The following is a 17,049-nucleotide window of genomic DNA, read 5'->3' on the forward strand; positions in this document are numbered from 1 at the left end:
TCGGGTCAAGGTAATCGGGCGTGCCGTCGCCGTCCGTGTCGTCGTCCGTGGGGTCGCCGTCCTCGTCAGCGTCCTCGTCCGGGGTGTCGATGCCGTCACCGTCATCGTCGAAGTCACGGTAGTTCACGTCCTCCGTCCCATCGGTGTCCGGAAGGTCGTTCGCAGGGTCGTCGATCTCGTCGTTCACGTCGTAGCCGTCGTCAACATCGCTGCCCTCGTAGCCGTCGTCAAGACCGTCGTTGTCCGTGTCCACACCCGTGAAGGCCTGGTCCGGCACACCGTCGAAGTCAAAGTCGTTCCCCTCGTTGTTGTCCGCGACCAGGTCGTTGTCGCTGTCGTCGTCAAGGTAGTCCGGAAGCTCGTCATCGTCCGTGTTCTCGGGCGTGAGACCGCCAAGGTAGGCGCTGTTCACACCGTCGTTCGAGGCATAGGTCGCCTCGTCGTCATCGTTCGGGGGGATGTAGCCCGCAGTGGACTGTGCCTCCACGTTGTCAGGTATGCCATCGTCGTCGCTGTCTATGTCCAAGTGGTCGGGCCTCCCGTCACCATCGCTGTCCAAGGGGTCCGTCAGCGGGTCGCCGTCGCCGTCAAGGTTCGGGTCCTCGGTCGTGTCCAGTATCCCGTCGTTGTCGTCGTCAAGGTCAACAAGGTCCGGTACACCGTCGCCGTCAGTATCGTCGCCGGGGTCCTGGTCCGGGTCAAGGTAATCGGGCGTGCCGTCGCCGTCCGTGTCGTCGTCCGTGGGGTCGCCGTCCTCGTCAGCGTCCTCGTCCGGGGTGTCGATGCCGTCACCGTCATCGTCGAAGTCACGGTAGTTCACGTCCTCCGTCCCATCGGTGTCCGGAAGGTCGTTCGCAGGGTCGTCGATCTCGTCGTTCACGTCGTAGCCGTCGTCAACATCGCTGCCCTCGTAGCCGTCGTCAAGACCGTCGTTGTCCGTGTCCACACCCGTGAAGGCCTGGTCCGGCACACCGTCGAAGTCAAAGTCGTTCCCCTCGTTGTTGTCCGCGACCAGGTCGTTGTCGCTGTCGTCGTCAAGGTAGTCGGGGTTATCCGAACCATCTGTATTTTCAGGGGTTATACCTTCGTCTCCACTTCCTTCATAAGCGTTGTCCAATCCATCCTTATCATCATCGTTACCTGTTGGCGGAATGTACCCACTCGTGGGTTGACCTTCCACATTATCAGGCAGACCATCATTGTCACTATCAATATCCCTGAAATTTGGCAGGTCATCTGAGTCACTATTTATTGGGTGAATGCCCTCTCCTGCTCCGGGGTATGATTCATAATGGTCATCAAGGCCATTGTGATCAGAATCTATTCCGCAGGGTAGCACAATGTGATCTGGATCTTGGGCTTCAATGTTATCCAATATCCCATCATTGTCGGAATCGATATCACGAAAGTCCTTATGGCCATCACTATCAGTATCTATCGGGAGTAATCCTCCACAGCTTCCAGGAGTTTCTTCATAGGCATCATCCAAACCATTATAATCTGTGTCTTTTCCGCTAGGTGGAATATATCCTGTGGTGGTTTGTGCCTCAACATTATCAAGAATACCATCATTATCTGAATCTATATCCTTATAATCTGGAATGGAGTCTTGATCCGTGTCCACGGGAATTAGTCCCCCACAGCTACCTGGCGTTTCTTCATAGGCATCATCCAGTCCGTTACCATCTTTATCTTTTCCACTTGGGGGAATGTACCCATAGGTCGTTTGAGCTTCGATATTGTCAATGATTCCGTCATTATCAGAATCCACATCCAAATAATCGGGAATGGAGTCGCCATCCTTGTCCGAGGGATTGGTCAAGTGATTGTTGTCGCCATCAGCATTCGCATCCTCAACCGTATCAATTATTCCATCTCCATCATCGTCAATGTCGTCCTTATTAGGAATTCCATCACCATCCGTATCTGTAAAAGTCAATGTTTCTGAAGGGACCGCAACCTTAACGGTTTCAAAAGAAGTTATTGAAAGGAAAATGAACAGGCCCAATACCAAAAAAAGGCTACGCAACCCCAATTTCCCAGGAGCGGAGAAAGTATTTTTTTCCATATAATGATAGTTTTGGTCAACTAATCACCATGGCTTGAGGTCGATATGGGATAAGAAATTGGGGCTTCTTATCTAATTGGCTCAGCAAAATTGCTATGTTCTCTGGCCAGGATACATAATTAAAGTATTTGAGAGTTTCATCCTACTTTAATCGATAAATGACCATTTACACATCCTTATTTACCAATTATAAAAGATACGTATGTAACCGACAAACGGATTATCACCCTTAAAAACATGAGAACATACGGGTGGGAAAAGTACTTCACTTTTTCTTAACATTTTATTTTTTTTCGTGTTTTTTCGCTGCTATTTATCAACAAAATGGGATTGATCGCAATACAGATGTACCTACGGATAATTGCATTATTTTTGCGCAAATTTTGACCATGGATTTCGAGAAGGAAATAGCAAGGAGACGCACATTTGGAATTATATCCCACCCAGATGCTGGAAAGACAACTTTGACAGAAAAATTATTGTTGTTCGGTGGTGCGATTCAGGAAGCCGGAGCTGTAAAAAACAACAAAATCAAAAAATCAGCTACCAGTGATTTCATGGAAATTGAACGCCAGCGGGGGATTTCCGTAGCGACCTCTGTTTTGGCGTTTATTTACAAGGATAAGAAAATCAACATCCTGGATACGCCAGGTCACAAGGATTTTGCAGAGGATACCTTTCGAACCTTGACCGCAGTGGATAGCGTTATTGTAGTTATTGATGTTGCCAAAGGGGTCGAGGAACAAACCGAAAAATTGGTAGAGGTTTGCCGAATGCGAAATATTCCCATGATCGTTTTCATCAATAAACTGGATCGTGAGGGAAAAGATGCGTTTGACCTACTGGATGAAGTGGAACAGAAACTGGGACTAAACGTGACACCCCTAAGTTTTCCGATAGGCATGGGATACGATTTCAAGGGTATTTACAACATCTTTGAGAAAAACATCAATTTGTTTAGTGGGAATAGCAAGAAGAACATTGAAGAGACCATCGCTTTTGACGATCTTAACAATCCCGAACTTGAAAATATCGTTGGCCAAGAAGCGGCACAGGAGTTAAGGGATAATCTTGAGCTTGTTGATGGGGTCTACCCTCCTTTTGATAATGAAGCGTATCTAAAAGGCGAACAACAACCGGTGTTTTTCGGGTCAGCATTGAATAATTTTGGGGTACGAGAGCTTTTGGATTGCTTCATACAAATTGCTCCGGCACCAAGAGCAAAAAGGGCAGAAGAACGGGAGGTGAAAGCATCAGAGAAGGATTTTTCAGGCTTCGTTTTTAAAATCCATGCCAATATGGACCCTAAACACCGTGATCGCCTTGCCTTTATCAAAATAGTTTCGGGAACTTTTGAGCGCAACACTCCCTACCTTCATGTCCGTCATGATAAAAAACTGAAGTTTTCAAGTCCCAATGCTTTTTTTGCCGAGAAAAAAGAAATTGTGGATGTCTCCTTTCCAGGAGATATTGTGGGATTGCATGACACCGGAAATTTCAAAATCGGGGATACGTTGACCAACGGGGAAAAATTGAACTATAAAGGGATTCCAAGTTTTTCGCCAGAGCACTTCCGTTATATCAACAATGCCGACCCGATGAAGGCCAAGCAGTTGAACAAGGGTATTGACCAATTAATGGATGAAGGGGTTGCCCAGCTTTTTACTTTGGAGTTGAATGGCAGAAAAATCATCGGAACCGTTGGCGCTCTGCAGTATGAAGTTATCCAATATCGTTTAGAACATGAATACGGAGCTAAGTGTACCTATGAAAATTTTCCGGTGCGCAAAGCGTGTTGGGTGGAAGCTGAAGATGAGAACAACGAGGAATTCAAAGAATTCAAACGGGTGAAACAGAAGTTTTTGGCCAAAGACAAACAAGGACAGTTAGTATTCTTGGCAGATTCCCAATTCTCATTGCAAATGACGCAGCAGAAATACCCATCGGTTAAATTCCATTTTACTTCGGAGTTTGCTTAAGATTTTCCAATATGTTTAGAAAAGAAAAAAGCCCTGAAATAAATTTCAGGGCTTTTTTTAGGCTTCTCCAGTGGGTCCAAAATTGAGCGGAATGTGGGGTTGCTCATAGTCTTTGATAGTACCATGTGCTTTCTCAAATCTCGCCACATTGTCATTTAAGGCCTTCAGGAATTTTTTTGCGTGTTGCGGTGTCAAAACAATTCTGCTTTTTACCTTGGCTTTGGGCGCCCCGGGCATCATGCTGATGAAATCGACCACAAACTCGGAAACGGAATGATTGATAATCGCTAAATTGGAATAGATTCCTTCAGCCGTTTTTTCATCCAATTCTATGTTTATCTGCTTTTGATTTTGACTGTTGTCTGCCATATCTAATTTTACTTTAAAAAGAAAACCCTGACCATTTGGCCAGGGTTTGTATTAGAATTTGAATTCCTCTTTTCGGGCCATGATCTCATCATATTCCTCTTTCGAGCCAACGATGATGCTGTCATAATCCCTCATACCAGTACCGGCAGGAATTTTATGTCCAACGATAACATTCTCCTTCAATCCTTCCAAGGTATCTACTTTACCGCTCACCGCAGCTTCATTCAACACTTTGGTCGTTTCTTGGAACGATGCCGCTGAAATAAATGATTTCGTTTGAAGCGAAGCTCTGGTGATTCCTTGAAGGATAGGTGTAGCCGTTGCAGCCACAGCATCCCTTGCAGTCACCAAAGTTTTATCTTCCCTACGCAAAATGGAGTTTTCATCCCTTAACTCTCTGGCCGTCACAATTTGACCGGCTTTCAAGTTTTCAGACTCCCCAGCATCCTCAATTACCTTCTTACCAAAGATTTCGTCATTCTCTCGAATGAAGTCATCCTTGTGTACCAATTGATTTTCAAGGAAAGTCGTATCTCCAGAATCCTCAATTCGTACTTTACGCATCATCTGACGTACGACAACCTCGAAGTGCTTGTCATTGATTTTCACACCTTGTAAACGATATACTTCCTGTACCTCGTTCACCAAGTATTGTTGTACAGCTGATGGGCCTTTGATAGCCAAGATATCCTCAGGAGTGATGGAACCATCTGACAACGGCATACCCGCACGAACATAATCGTTCTCCTGAACCAAAATCTGGTTGGACAGTTTCACCAAGTACTTCTTGATTTCACCTGTCTTGGATTCGATAATTATCTCGCGGTTACCTCTTTTGATTTTACCAAATGAAACCACCCCATCAATCTCAGAAACCACGGCAGGGTTGGATGGGTTACGAGCCTCGAACAACTCGGTCACCCTTGGAAGACCACCTGTAATATCCCCAGCTTTGGCAGATTTACGTGGAATCTTCACAAGAATCTTTCCTTCCTTAATTTTCTCACCATCGTCAATCATCAGGTGGGAACCTACAGGTAGGTTATACGAACGAAGTGTTTCCCCTTTACCATCCTTGATCAACAAGGTTGGAATAAGCTTCTTATTTCTAGATTCGGAAATTACCTTCTCTTGGAAACCTGTTTGTTCGTCAATTTCAACTTGATAGGTTACCCCTTGCTCAATATTCTCGTAAGCAATCTGTCCGGTAAATTCGGAAACAATAACACCATTATAGGGATCCCATTGACAAATAACATCGCCTTTTTTGATTTTGGCTCCATTCTTAACGAACAATTGAGAACCATAAGGAATGTTATTGGTACTCAGGGTAATACCTGTATTGGCATCAACTACCTTGATTTCAGAAGTACGTGAGATTACAATATTTGCTTTTTCTCCTTCGCTGTTCTCACCGACAACGGTTCGCAAATCCTCAATCTCAGCAACACCGTCAAACTTTGCCTCCAATTTGTTGTCTTCAGAAATGTTACCGGCAATACCCCCCACGTGGAAAGTACGAAGTGTCAACTGTGTACCAGGTTCCCCAATGGATTGGGCTGCAACCACACCAACGGCTTCACCTCGTTGAACCATTTTGTTGGTTGCCAAGTTTCTTCCGTAACATTTGGCACAGATTCCTTTAGGTGCTTCACAAGTTAGTGCTGAGCGCACCTCGATTCTCTCAATCGGCGCAGCCTCAACTCTCTTGACATCCGCCTCTGAAATTTCCTGGCCAGCTTCAAGAAGCAACTCCTCGGTCAAAGGGTTATATACTTCATGTAGGGATACCCTTCCTAGAATTCTTTCTCCAAGGGTTTCCACAACTTCTTCATTTTTCTTAAGCGCTTGAACCTCGATACCTCTTAGGGTACCACAGTCTTCAATGTTGATGATAACGTCTTGGGATACATCCACCAAACGACGTGTCAAGTAACCAGCATCCGCAGTTTTCAAAGCGGTATCTGCAAGTCCTTTACGTGCACCGTGAGTTGAGATAAAGTATTCCAAAATGGACAATCCTTCCTTAAAGTTGGAAAGAATTGGGTTTTCGATGATCTCTCCACCGCCGGCGGTTGATTTTTTAGGCTTTGCCATCAAACCACGCATACCGGTCAACTGACGAATCTGCTCTTTGGAACCCCTTGCGCCAGAATCCAACATCATATACACGGAGTTGAATCCTTGTTGATCTTCGCGAATTCGCTTCATGGCCAATTCCGTCAACATGGCGTTGGTCGATGTCCAAACATCAATAACCTGATTGTATCGCTCATTGTTGGTGATAAGTCCCATGTTATAGTTCATCATGATACCATCAACCTGTCCATTCGCATCAGAAATCATTTCATCTTTCTCTGCTGGTATAATAATATCCCCTAAACTAAAGGATAGACCGCCCTTGAAAGCGAACTCATATCCCATGGTCTTGATCTTATCCAAAAACTCGGAAGTCGTAGGAACGTCGGTTACAGCAAGGATATCACCAATGATGTTCCGCAACGCTTTTTTGTTCAATACGGAGTTGATGTAACCTGCTTGCTCAGGCACAACACTGTTGAACAAGACACGACCTACCGTAGTCTCAATAATTTGATTGACCAACTCGCCCTCATCATTAAAGTCTTTGACCCTAACTTTGATTCCCGCATTCAAATCTACTTTTCCCTCGTTGAAGGCAATCACCACTTCCTCATCGGAATAAAAGGTCAGCCCCTCTCCCTTAACAGGAACTTCAGGAGTAGATTTTCGCTCTTTGGTCATATAGTACAATCCCAATACCATATCCTGCGAAGGAACGGTAATAGGTGAACCGTTTGCCGGATTCAAAATGTTTTGGGATGCCAACATTAACAATTGGGCTTCCAAAATAGCTTCTGGCCCCAATGGTAAGTGAACTGCCATTTGATCCCCATCAAAATCCGCATTAAATGCAGTACATGCCAATGGGTGCAAACGAATCGCCTTACCTTCAATCAGTTTAGGCTGGAACGCTTGGATACCCAAACGGTGTAATGTGGGGGCCCGGTTCAACAATACCGGATGTCCCTTAAGGACATTTTCAAGGATATCCCACACTACAGGCTCCTTCTTGTCTATAATCTTCTTGGCAGACTTTACAGTCTTTACAATACCTCTTTCAATCAGTTTACGAATGATGAAAGGCTTGTAAAGTTCGGCTGCCATATCTTTTGGAAGACCACATTCGTACAACTTCATTTCCGGTCCAACCACGATTACGGAACGTGCAGAGTAATCCACACGTTTTCCCAATAGGTTTTGGCGAAAACGACCTTGTTTTCCTTTCAAAGAATCGGAAAGGGATTTCAGTGGTCTGTTGGATTCTGTTTTTACTGCGGAAGCTTTTCTTGTATTATCGAAAAGTGAATCCACAGCTTCTTGAAGCATCCTTTTCTCGTTCCTCAAAATCACCTCAGGTGCTTTGATTTCCATCAATCGCTTCAAACGGTTATTTCTAATAATAACCCTACGATATAGGTCATTCAAATCGGAAGTGGCAAAACGACCACCATCCAATGGCACCAATGGACGCAATTCTGGTGGAATAACAGGTACCACCTTCATAATCATCCATTCAGGGTTGTTTTCACGGTTATTCTGCGATTCACGGAATGCCTCAACCACTTGAAGTCGCTTCAGAGCTTCGGTTTTTCTCTGCTTTGAAGTTTCGGTATTTGCCTTGTGTCTTAATTCATAAGACAGTTGTTCCAAGTCAATTCGGGATAACAGATCAATCAAACATTCAGCACCCATTTTGGCGATGAACTTGTTTGGGTCTGAATCTTCAAGATATTGGTTTTCTTGAGGAATGGATTCCAGAATGTTCAAGTATTCCTCTTCTGTCAAGAAATCCATTTTCTGGATTTCCTCTCCTTCAGGTCCTTTTGCAATACCTGGTTGAATGACCACATACCTTTCGTAATAAATGATCATATCCAACTTCTTGGAAGGCAATCCCAAGAGGTATCCAATTTTGTTGGGAAGAGAACGGAAATACCAAATGTGCGCCACTGGCACTACAAGGTTGATATGCCCTACTCGGTCCCTTCGTACCTTTTTCTCAGTCACCTCAACACCACAACGGTCACAAACAATACCTCGGTAGCGAATTCGCTTGTATTTTCCACAGGCGCATTCATAATCCTTGACTGGACCAAAAATACGCTCGCAAAACAACCCATCGCGCTCAGGTTTGTGCGTTCTGTAGTTAATGGTTTCCGGTTTTAAAACTTCCCCTCGGGACTCTGCCAAAATAGACTCTGGTGAAGCCAATCCGATTGAGATTTTATCAAACCTTTTTGGTACATTACTATCTTTTATTCTAGCCATAACAATATGGAGATGATATAATTAAAAATGCTTTATATAGTATTCTATTCTTCCAAACGGATATCCAAGCCCAAGCCCTTAAGCTCATGCATCAATACGTTGAAAGATTCTGGCAATCCAGGTTCCGGCATCGTCTCACCTTTTACAATGGACTCATAGGTCTTGGCACGTCCGATTACGTCATCTGACTTCACGGTCAAAATTTCACGCAAGGTAGAGGAAGCTCCATAGGCCTCAAGTGCCCAAACTTCCATCTCACCAAATCGCTGACCACCAAACTGGGCTTTACCACCCAAAGGTTGCTGTGTGATCAATGAGTAAGGACCAATTGATCTAGCGTGCATCTTGTCATCAACCATGTGACCTAATTTCAACATGTAAATGACCCCTACGGTAGCGGCCTGATCAAATCTTTGACCTGTTCCACCATCATATAGGTAAGTGTGCCCAAACAAAGGAACTTCGGCTTCATTGGTAAATTCATTGATTTGATCCAACGTTGCTCCGTCGAAAATTGGGGTTCCAAATTTTCTGCCCAATTTCTGACCGGCCCAACCCAAAACGGTTTCGTAAATCTGACCAATGTTCATCCTTGATGGTACACCCAATGGGTTTAAAACAATATCCACTGGTGTTCCGTCTTCCAAGAAAGGCATATCTTCTTGACGAACAATTCGTGCCACGATACCTTTGTTACCGTGGCGACCTGCCATTTTATCCCCTACTTTAAGCTTACGTTTTTTGGCGATATAAACCTTGGCCAATTTCATGATACCTGCTGGAAGTTCATCTCCGACAGAGATGGTAAACTTGTCCCTTCTCAGGTTACCTTGAATATCGTTCAACTTGATCTTGTAGTTGTGCAATAAATCGGCAACCAATGCATTGGTCTTATCATCAGTGGTCCAACTTCCGCTAATCAAGTGAGCAAAATCATCCACTGCGTTCAACATCTTGACCGTATATTTCTTTCCTTTTGGAAGGACTTCCTCACCCAAGTCGTTCATAACGCCTTGAGAAGTTTTTCCACCTACCAGTCCGAAAAGTTTTTCAACCAAAACGTCTTTCAACTGCTGGAACTTCACTTCGTAGTCCATCTCCAATCGAGAGATTGCCTCCTTATCCTCAGAACGCTTGCGCTTATCCTTGATGGAACGTGAGAACAATTTTTTGTCGATAACAACTCCCCTCAATGATGGAGAGGCTTTTAAAGATGCATCCTTCACATCACCGGCCTTATCACCAAAGATGGCTCGAAGTAATTTCTCTTCTGGAGTTGGGTCTGATTCTCCTTTCGGGGTAATCTTACCAATAAGAATATCTCCAGGTTTTACTTCAGCACCGATACGGATCATACCGTATTCATCCAAATCCTTGGTTGCTTCTTCGGATACGTTTGGAATATCGTTGGTCAATTCCTCGGCACCCAACTTGGTATCTCGAACTTCAAGAGCATATTCATCAATATGGATGGAAGTAAAGATATCTTCACGAACCACCTTTTCTGAAATCACGATGGCATCCTCAAAGTTGTATCCCTTCCAAGGCATAAAGGCCACCTTCATGTTTCGACCAAGGGCCAATTCACCACTTTGGGTTGCATACCCTTCACAAAGTACTTGTCCTCTCTTCACCTTATCCCCTTTGCGAACAATGGGTTTTAGGTTGATGGATGTACCTTGATTGGTCTTTCTAAACTTCACCAATTCATAGGTCTTGGAATCTTCTTCGAAGCTTACCAATCTTTCTTCCTCTGTTCTGGAGTACTTGATGGTGATTTTCTGTGCATCAACATATTCCACAACTCCGTCTCCCTCTGCATTGATCAATACCCTTGAATCGGTGGCGACCTGTCTTTCAAGACCGGTTCCCACGATAGGTGATTCAGGACGCAACAATGGCACGGCCTGACGCATCATGTTGGATCCCATCAAAGCACGGTTCGCATCATCATGCTCCAAGAATGGAATCAAGGAAGCAGAAATGGAAGCGATTTGATTTGGAGCAACATCCGTGTAGTTTACCTCGCTTGGATCTACTACCGGGAAGTCACCTTCCTCTCGTGCGATGACCTTGTCTGAATCAATCTTACCATCTTTTGCTGTTGGAATGTTTGCTTGGGCAATTTTCATTCCTTCCTCTTCTTCAGCACTTAAATAGATAAATTCCTTGGTGTCCACTTTTCCATCAGCCACTTTACGGTATGGTGTTTCCAAGAACCCCATGGGGTTCACCTTGGCAAACACGGATAGGGATGAAATCAAACCAATGTTCGGACCTTCAGGGGTCTCAATAGGACATAATCTTCCGTAGTGCGTATAGTGAACGTCACGAACCTCGAAACCTGCTCTTTCCCTGGAAAGACCTCCTGGTCCAAGGGCAGACAACCTTCTTTTGTGGGTTATCTCTGCCAAAGGATTGGTCTGATCCATGAACTGTGACAGCTGATTGGTTCCGAAGAAAGAGTTGATTACGGAAGAAAGCGTCTTCGCGTTGATCAAATCAATCGGAGTAAACACCTCGTTATCACGAACGTTCATTCGTTCACGAATGGTACGTGCCATACGAGCCAATCCCACACCAAACTGTTGTGACAATTGCTCACCCACAGTTCTCACACGACGGTTGGACAAGTGATCGATATCATCAATCTCAGCTTTGGAGTTGATCAACTCAATCAAATATTTGATAATGGTAATGATATCTTCTTTGGTCAAGACCTGCTTGTCCATTCCGATATCCAATCCCAACTTTTTGTTCATTCGGTAACGCCCAACTTCTCCCAAATTGTAACGTTGGTCGGAGAAGAACAGCTTATCGATGATACCACGTGCAGTTTCCTCATCGGGCGGCTCGGCATTACGTAATTGTCTATAAATGTGCTCTACCGCTTCTTTTTCAGAGTTGGTAGGGTCTTTTTGCAATGTATTGTGAATAATGGCATAGTCTGACTGGGCATTGTTCTCCTTGTGGAGAAGAATGGTTTTTACGTCAGCATCCAAAATTTCATCAATGTGTTCTTTTTCAAGAACGGTATCACGATCAAGGATGATTTCATTTCGCTCAATGGAAACCACTTCTCCCGTATCTTCATCAACAAAATCCTCGTGCCAAGTGTTCAATACCCTCGCGGCCAATTTTCGGCCCAAGACCTTCTTAAGTCCTGCTTTGGAAACCTTGACTTCTTCAGAAAGGTCAAAAATTTCCAATATATCCTTATCCCGTTCAAAACCAATGGCTCGGAAAAGCGTGGTCACGGGCAACTTTTTCTTTCTATCAATGTAAGCGTACATTACGGCATTGATATCCGTAGCAAATTCAATCCATGATCCCTTAAAAGGAATTACCCTGGCTGAATATAATTTGGTGCCGTTAGCATGGAAGGATTGTCCGAAGAAAACCCCAGGAGAACGGTGCAATTGTGAAACCACTACACGTTCCGCTCCATTAATAACAAACGTACCACTAGGGGTCATGTACGGAATAGTACCCAAGTATACATCCTGTACAATAGTCTCAAAATCTTCGTGTTCAGGATCGGTACAGTATAATTTCAAACGCGCCTTCAAAGGAACGCTGTAGGTCAAACCTCTCTCAATACATTCTTGAATGGAATATCTTGGGGGGTCAATGAAGTAATCCAAAAACTCAAGTACGAACTGGTTTCTGGTATCGGTAATTGGAAAGTTCTCCATGAAGGTGTTGTACAGACCTTCATTTCCTCTTTCGTCAGATTTTGTTTCAAGTTGGAAAAAGTCTTGAAATGACTTAATCTGAATGTCCAAGAAATCCGGATAGTCCGGTATGTTCTTAGCGGATGCGAAATTTACTCTTTCAGTATGATTTGTGAACATCAATGGACAAATTTTGATCGTGATTAATTACGGTTTGTGTACGGCTTTATACACTCCTTCATAAATAGGCTAAGGTCTAACCATTTTTATGGAAAGACCTTAACCCAATTTGTATGGTAAAAGCGATTATTTAAGCTCAACTTCTGCTCCTGCTTCTTCCAAAGATTTCTTAATACCTTCTGCTTCGTCTTTAGCAACTCCTTCTTTAACAGCTTTAGGAGCACTATCAACAATTTCTTTAGCATCTTTCAATCCTAATCCGGTCAACTCCTTAACCAATTTAACCACTGCCAATTTAGAACCACCGGCGGCTGTAAGGATTACATCGAATTCTGATTTTTCTTCAGCGGCTTCTTCTCCACCACCAGCGGCACCACCTCCAGCAGCGACTGCAACCGCAGCGGCAGCAGGCTCAATACCGTACTCTTCTTTTAGGATGTCAGCCAACTCATTTACCTCTTTTACGGTTAGGTTAACCAACTGTTCTGCAAAATCTTTTAAATCTGCCATTTTTCTATCGTTTAATCAAATTTTTAAAAATATACTTAGTTATTGTGCGCGAATTATTTTTCAGATAGGGTCTTCAGGATACCGGCCAACTTGCCCCCTCCAGACTTAAGTCCAGAAATAACATTCTTGGCAGGGGATTGAAGCAATCCAATGATATCCCCAATAACCTCTTCCTTAGATTTAATGCTAACCAAAGCATCTAAGTTTTCGTCTCCTATATAGACAGCTTCCTCGATGAAAGCGCCTTTAAGAAGAGGTCTATCTGATTTTTTTCTAAAGTTTTTGATAAGTTTTGCCGGAGCATTTCCCGTTTCAGACAACATAAGGGAGGTATTCCCTTTAAGTACTGTGGAAAGTTCGCCGAACTCCTTATCGGAAGCTTCCATTGCTTTTTCAAGCAAGGTATTTTTTACAACCGCAAGTTTAATATTGGCCTTGAAGCAAGCTCTTCTCAAATTTGAAGTGGTCATTGCGTCCAATCCTGAAATATCAGCCAAATAAATATTGGTGTTTTCAGCCAACTGTGCAGTCAAATCTTCTATTACTGTTGCTTTTTCTTCTCTTGTCATAGTTAAAATATTGAACTACCAGTTAATTAAACTGCTTTAGGATCTAGAGGTACACTTGGGCTCATTGTACTGGAGAGGTAAATGCTCTTCATATATACCCCTTTTGCTGCAGCAGGCTTCAATTTTACCAAAGTGTCAATCAACTCCTTGGCATTTCCTGCAATTTTCTCTGCAGAGAACGAAGATTTTCCTATTGCGGCGTGTACAATTCCTGTTTTGTCTACCTTAAAATCAATTTTACCACCTTTAACATCGGTCACGGCCTTGGCCACATCCATAGTTACGGTACCGGTTTTCGGATTGGGCATCAAACCTCTTGGACCCAAGATTCTACCTAAGGGACCTAGTTTACCCATTACGCTTGGCATGGTGATGATCACATCAACATCGGTCCAACCGCCTTTGATTTTATCCAAATATTCATCCAACCCTACAAAATCGGCACCGGCCGCTTTGGCCTCTGCCTCCTTGTCTGGGGTCACCAATGCTAAAACCTTTACTTCTTTACCTGTACCATGCGGTAAGGTAACCACCCCGCGAACCATTTGGTTCGCTTTTCGCGGGTCTACGCCCAAACGAACCGCAAGGTCAATGGAAGCGTCAAATTTTACGTTGGTAATTTCTTTAATTAAAGCGGATGCCTCATCTAGGGAATAGAGCTTGTTCCTGTCTATTTTGGAATGGGCCTCTTTTTGCTTTTTTGTCAATCTTGCCATTATAAAGTCTTTTCGATTTTAAAAAGGTCTTTTACCAGATACTTTGAGACCCATGGATCTTGCGGTTCCTGCAACCATGTTCATTGCAGATTCCACGGTAAAAGCATTTAAATCGGCCATTTTGTCTTCGGCGATTGCCTTTACTTGATCCCAGGTAACATTACCTGATTTTACCCTGTTAGGTTCGCCAGATCCTTTTTTAATCTTAGCTGCTTCCATCAATTGAACTGCCGCGGGTGGTGTTTTTACAACAAACTCAAACGATTTGTCTTTGTAAACGGTGATAACCACGGGTAGAACTTTACCCGGTTTGTCCTGGGTTCTTGCATTAAATTGCTTGCAGAACTCCATAATGTTAACACCAGCAGCACCTAAGGCGGGTCCAACCGGTGGCGATGGATTCGCAGCACCTCCCCTAACTTGTAGTTTAACTACCTTATCTACTTCTTTTGCCATTGTTTTTAATTAAAATGAAAGCGTGTCAATTGGAAGCAACACAACTTTATATATGTAACAGCTCTATTATTAAACTTTTTCCACTTGCATGTAACTGAGTTCCAATGGGGTCTTTCTTCCGAAAATCTTCACCATTACCTCAAGCTTGCGTTTTTCTTCGTTGATTTTTTCAACGGTTCCATTGAAACCATTAAAGGGTCCATCAATCACTTTCACCGTTTCTCCAAGAACAAATGGAATAGCAACATTATCAGTGTTGACAGCCAGTTCATCCACTTTCCCGAGCATTCGGTTTACCTCTGATTTCCTTAAAGGAACAGGGTCTCCTCCTTTGGTTTCCCCTAAAAATCCTATAACATTGGTAATGGATCTAATAATATGTATCATTTCACCACCCAAATTGGCTTTGATCATAATATAGCCTGGAAAGTAAACCCGCTCTTTATTGATTTTCTTTCCATTTCTTATCTGAACCACTTTTTCGGTGGGAACCAAAACCTCTTCAAGGTAATCTCCGAAGCCATTGCGCTCCACTTCACTTTCAATGTAGCCCTTGATTTTGTTCTCTTGGCCGCTTACAGCCCTAACCACATACCATTTTTTCTCCAGAACCTCCGACATAGCCAATTACCCTAAAACTTGTTCAAAATACAATGTGATCAACTTACTGAACAAGGAATCCACTCCCCAAGTAGCCAAGGCAAACAAGATGGAGAAAACAGCAACAACAACCATAAGGTTTGAAGCCTTTTCCCGGTTCAACCAGGTTACATTGTTTTTTAATTCCTCGAAAGATTCCTTTACGTAAGTCAACATATTCTTCTACTTATATTCCTTAGCACGGGAGGAGAGACTCGAACTCCCGACACCTGGTTTTGGAGACCAGTGCTCTACCAACTGAGCTACACCCGTTTATATTTACACTGAAAGGTATCCGTCATTTAGACGGACACCCTTTAGTGCAATACCTTATTGTATAATCTAATTAATCTAGAATTTCAGTAACCTGACCTGCACCTACAGTTCTGCCACCTTCACGGATAGCGAAACGTAGACCTTCGCTCAACGCGATTGGCTGAATCAAGTCAACTGTAATTGTCAAGTTATCGCCAGGCATTACCATTTCAACTCCATCAGGAAGGTTGATATTTCCGGTAACGTCAGTAGTTCTAACATAGAACTGAGGACGATAGTTGTTGTGGAACGGAGTGTGACGACCACCTTCTTCTTTCTTAAGGATATAAACCTCAGCTTTGAATTTGGCGTGAGGCTTAACAGAACCTGGCTTACAGATTACCATACCTCTTTTTATGTCAGACTTTTCAATACCTCTCAAAAGAATACCTACGTTGTCTCCAGCTTCACCTCTATCCAAAATCTTACGGAACATTTCTACCCCTGTAATTGTAGAAGCTAATTTCTCAGCACCCATACCGATAATATCAACGGCATCACCAGTGTTGGCAACTCCTGTTTCAATACGACCGGTAGCAACCGTACCACGACCAGTAATTGTGAACACGTCTTCAACGGGCATCAAGAAATCCTTGTCGACATCTCTTTTTGGAAGTTCAATCCACTCATCAACAGCATTCATCAATTCCATAACAGTGTCAACCCATTTTTGCTCACCGTTCAATGCACCAAGTGCAGAACCAGCGATAACAGGACCGTTGTCACCATCGTACTCGTAGAAAGAAAGCAATTCCCTTACTTCCATTTCAACCAATTCCAAAAGTTCATCGTCATCAACCATATCTACTTTGTTCAAGAAGACAACGATACGTGGAATACCTACCTGACGTCCTAAAAGGATGTGCTCTCTGGTTTGTGGCATAGGACCATCGGTCGCAGCTACAACCAAAATTGCACCGTCCATCTGGGCAGCACCCGTAACCATGTTCTTCACATAATCCGCGTGACCAGGACAGTCAACGTGAGCATAGTGTCTGTTCTCAGTTTGGTACTCTACGTGAGACGTGTTAATGGTGATACCACGTTCTTTTTCCTCAGGAGCGTTGTCAATAGAGTCAAAGCTTCTAAGCTCAGAAAGACCAGCGTTGGCCAATACAGTGGTAATCGCAGCTGTCAATGTAGTTTTACCATGATCTACGTGTCCAATAGTACCGATATTTAGGTGTGGTTTGGAACGATCAAAAGTTTCCTTTGCCATTTTAA

Annotated in this window: 11 protein-coding genes, 1 tRNA gene and 1 pseudogene; 1 reads left to right on the forward strand and 12 read right to left on the reverse strand. The window is 43.6% G+C overall.

Annotation, left to right across the window (positions count from 1 at the left end; translation table 11 throughout):
* Nucleotides 1–2,068 (reverse strand): annotated as a pseudogene (locus EW142_RS16710) (gliding motility-associated C-terminal domain-containing protein); the annotation flags it as partial.
* Between the two features lie 389 nt (nt 2,069–2,457).
* Here EW142_RS16710 and EW142_RS08300 point away from each other — a divergent pair.
* Nucleotides 2,458–4,047, forward strand: a complete 1,590-nt coding sequence (locus EW142_RS08300) for a peptide chain release factor 3 (RefSeq protein ID WP_130612578.1) — start codon at nt 2,458–2,460, stop codon at nt 4,045–4,047.
* A 57-nt stretch (nt 4,048–4,104) separates the two neighbouring features.
* On the opposite strand, the gene EW142_RS08305 is transcribed toward EW142_RS08300, so the two are convergent.
* The 11 genes from EW142_RS08305 to tuf all read right to left on the reverse strand — a co-directional run bounded on the left by EW142_RS08305 (nt 4,105) and on the right by tuf (nt 17,044).
* Complete coding sequence (locus EW142_RS08305; RefSeq protein WP_130612581.1) at nt 4,105–4,416, reverse strand: DUF3467 domain-containing protein; 312 nt, start codon at nt 4,414–4,416, stop codon at nt 4,105–4,107.
* A gap of 51 nt (nt 4,417–4,467) precedes the next feature.
* A complete protein-coding gene (gene rpoC, locus EW142_RS08310; RefSeq protein ID WP_130612584.1) occupies nt 4,468–8,766 on the reverse strand; it encodes a DNA-directed RNA polymerase subunit beta' in 4,299 nt (1,432 codons plus the stop codon).
* A gap of 44 nt (nt 8,767–8,810) precedes the next feature.
* Nucleotides 8,811–12,620: a DNA-directed RNA polymerase subunit beta gene (gene rpoB, locus EW142_RS08315; protein ID WP_130612587.1), complete on the reverse strand. Its 3,810-nt coding sequence runs from the start codon at nt 12,618–12,620 to the stop codon at nt 8,811–8,813.
* A 126-nt stretch (nt 12,621–12,746) separates the two neighbouring features.
* Entirely contained in the window at nt 12,747–13,130 is a 384-nt protein-coding gene (gene rplL / locus EW142_RS08320; RefSeq protein WP_130612590.1) for a 50S ribosomal protein L7/L12, read from the reverse strand.
* A 53-nt stretch (nt 13,131–13,183) separates the two neighbouring features.
* The gene (gene rplJ / locus EW142_RS08325) at nt 13,184–13,699 is read right to left on the reverse strand and encodes a 50S ribosomal protein L10 (protein ID WP_130612592.1); all 516 of its coding nucleotides are present in this window, start codon (nt 13,697–13,699) and stop codon (nt 13,184–13,186) included.
* Nucleotides 13,700–13,725: 26 nt separating this feature from the next.
* Nucleotides 13,726–14,415, reverse strand: a complete 690-nt coding sequence (gene rplA, locus EW142_RS08330) for a 50S ribosomal protein L1 (protein ID WP_130612595.1) — start codon at nt 14,413–14,415, stop codon at nt 13,726–13,728.
* Between the two features lie 18 nt (nt 14,416–14,433).
* The gene (gene rplK, locus EW142_RS08335) at nt 14,434–14,871 is read right to left on the reverse strand and encodes a 50S ribosomal protein L11 (protein WP_130612597.1); all 438 of its coding nucleotides are present in this window, start codon (nt 14,869–14,871) and stop codon (nt 14,434–14,436) included.
* A 69-nt stretch (nt 14,872–14,940) separates the two neighbouring features.
* Nucleotides 14,941–15,492 (reverse strand): transcription termination/antitermination protein NusG, encoded by a 552-nt coding sequence (gene nusG / locus EW142_RS08340; protein WP_097047424.1) that lies wholly within the window; start codon nt 15,490–15,492, stop codon nt 14,941–14,943.
* A gap of 6 nt (nt 15,493–15,498) precedes the next feature.
* Nucleotides 15,499–15,687, reverse strand: a complete 189-nt coding sequence (gene secE, locus EW142_RS08345; protein ID WP_130612601.1) for a preprotein translocase subunit SecE — start codon at nt 15,685–15,687, stop codon at nt 15,499–15,501.
* Nucleotides 15,688–15,710: 23 nt separating this feature from the next.
* Nucleotides 15,711–15,783 (reverse strand) — tRNA-Trp (locus EW142_RS08350).
* Between the two features lie 73 nt (nt 15,784–15,856).
* Nucleotides 15,857–17,044, reverse strand: coding sequence for an elongation factor Tu (tuf, locus tag EW142_RS08355; protein ID WP_130612604.1), 1,188 nt, complete (start codon nt 17,042–17,044; stop codon nt 15,857–15,859).
* Nucleotides 17,045–17,049: the final 5 nt, after the last annotated feature.

Origin of the sequence: Flagellimonas allohymeniacidonis (assembly GCF_004296335.1) — a bacterium.
GTDB lineage: Bacteria > Bacteroidota > Bacteroidia > Flavobacteriales > Flavobacteriaceae > Flagellimonas > Flagellimonas allohymeniacidonis.

Bases quoted from the DNA above. Each gene is read 5' to 3' on its own strand.
- rpoC (WP_130612584.1), bottom strand. From the start codon at position 8,766: ATGGCTAGAATAAAAGATAGTAATGTACCAAAAAGGTTTGATAAAATC.
- rplL (WP_130612590.1), bottom strand. From the start codon at position 13,130: ATGGCAGATTTAAAAGATTTTGCAGAACAGTTGGTTAACCTAACCGTA.
- EW142_RS08305 (WP_130612581.1), bottom strand. From the start codon at position 4,416: ATGGCAGACAACAGTCAAAATCAAAAGCAGATAAACATAGAATTGGAT.
- rplK (WP_130612597.1), bottom strand. From the start codon at position 14,871: ATGGCAAAAGAAGTAGATAAGGTAGTTAAACTACAAGTTAGGGGAGGT.
- tuf (WP_130612604.1), bottom strand. From the start codon at position 17,044: ATGGCAAAGGAAACTTTTGATCGTTCCAAACCACACCTAAATATCGGT.
- rplA (WP_130612595.1), bottom strand. From the start codon at position 14,415: ATGGCAAGATTGACAAAAAAGCAAAAAGAGGCCCATTCCAAAATAGAC.
- secE (WP_130612601.1), bottom strand. From the start codon at position 15,687: ATGTTGACTTACGTAAAGGAATCTTTCGAGGAATTAAAAAACAATGTA.
- rpoB (WP_130612587.1), bottom strand. From the start codon at position 12,620: ATGTTCACAAATCATACTGAAAGAGTAAATTTCGCATCCGCTAAGAAC.
- EW142_RS08300 (WP_130612578.1), top strand. From the start codon at position 2,458: ATGGATTTCGAGAAGGAAATAGCAAGGAGACGCACATTTGGAATTATA.
- nusG (WP_097047424.1), bottom strand. From the start codon at position 15,492: ATGTCGGAGGTTCTGGAGAAAAAATGGTATGTGGTTAGGGCTGTAAGC.
- rplJ (WP_130612592.1), bottom strand. From the start codon at position 13,699: ATGACAAGAGAAGAAAAAGCAACAGTAATAGAAGATTTGACTGCACAG.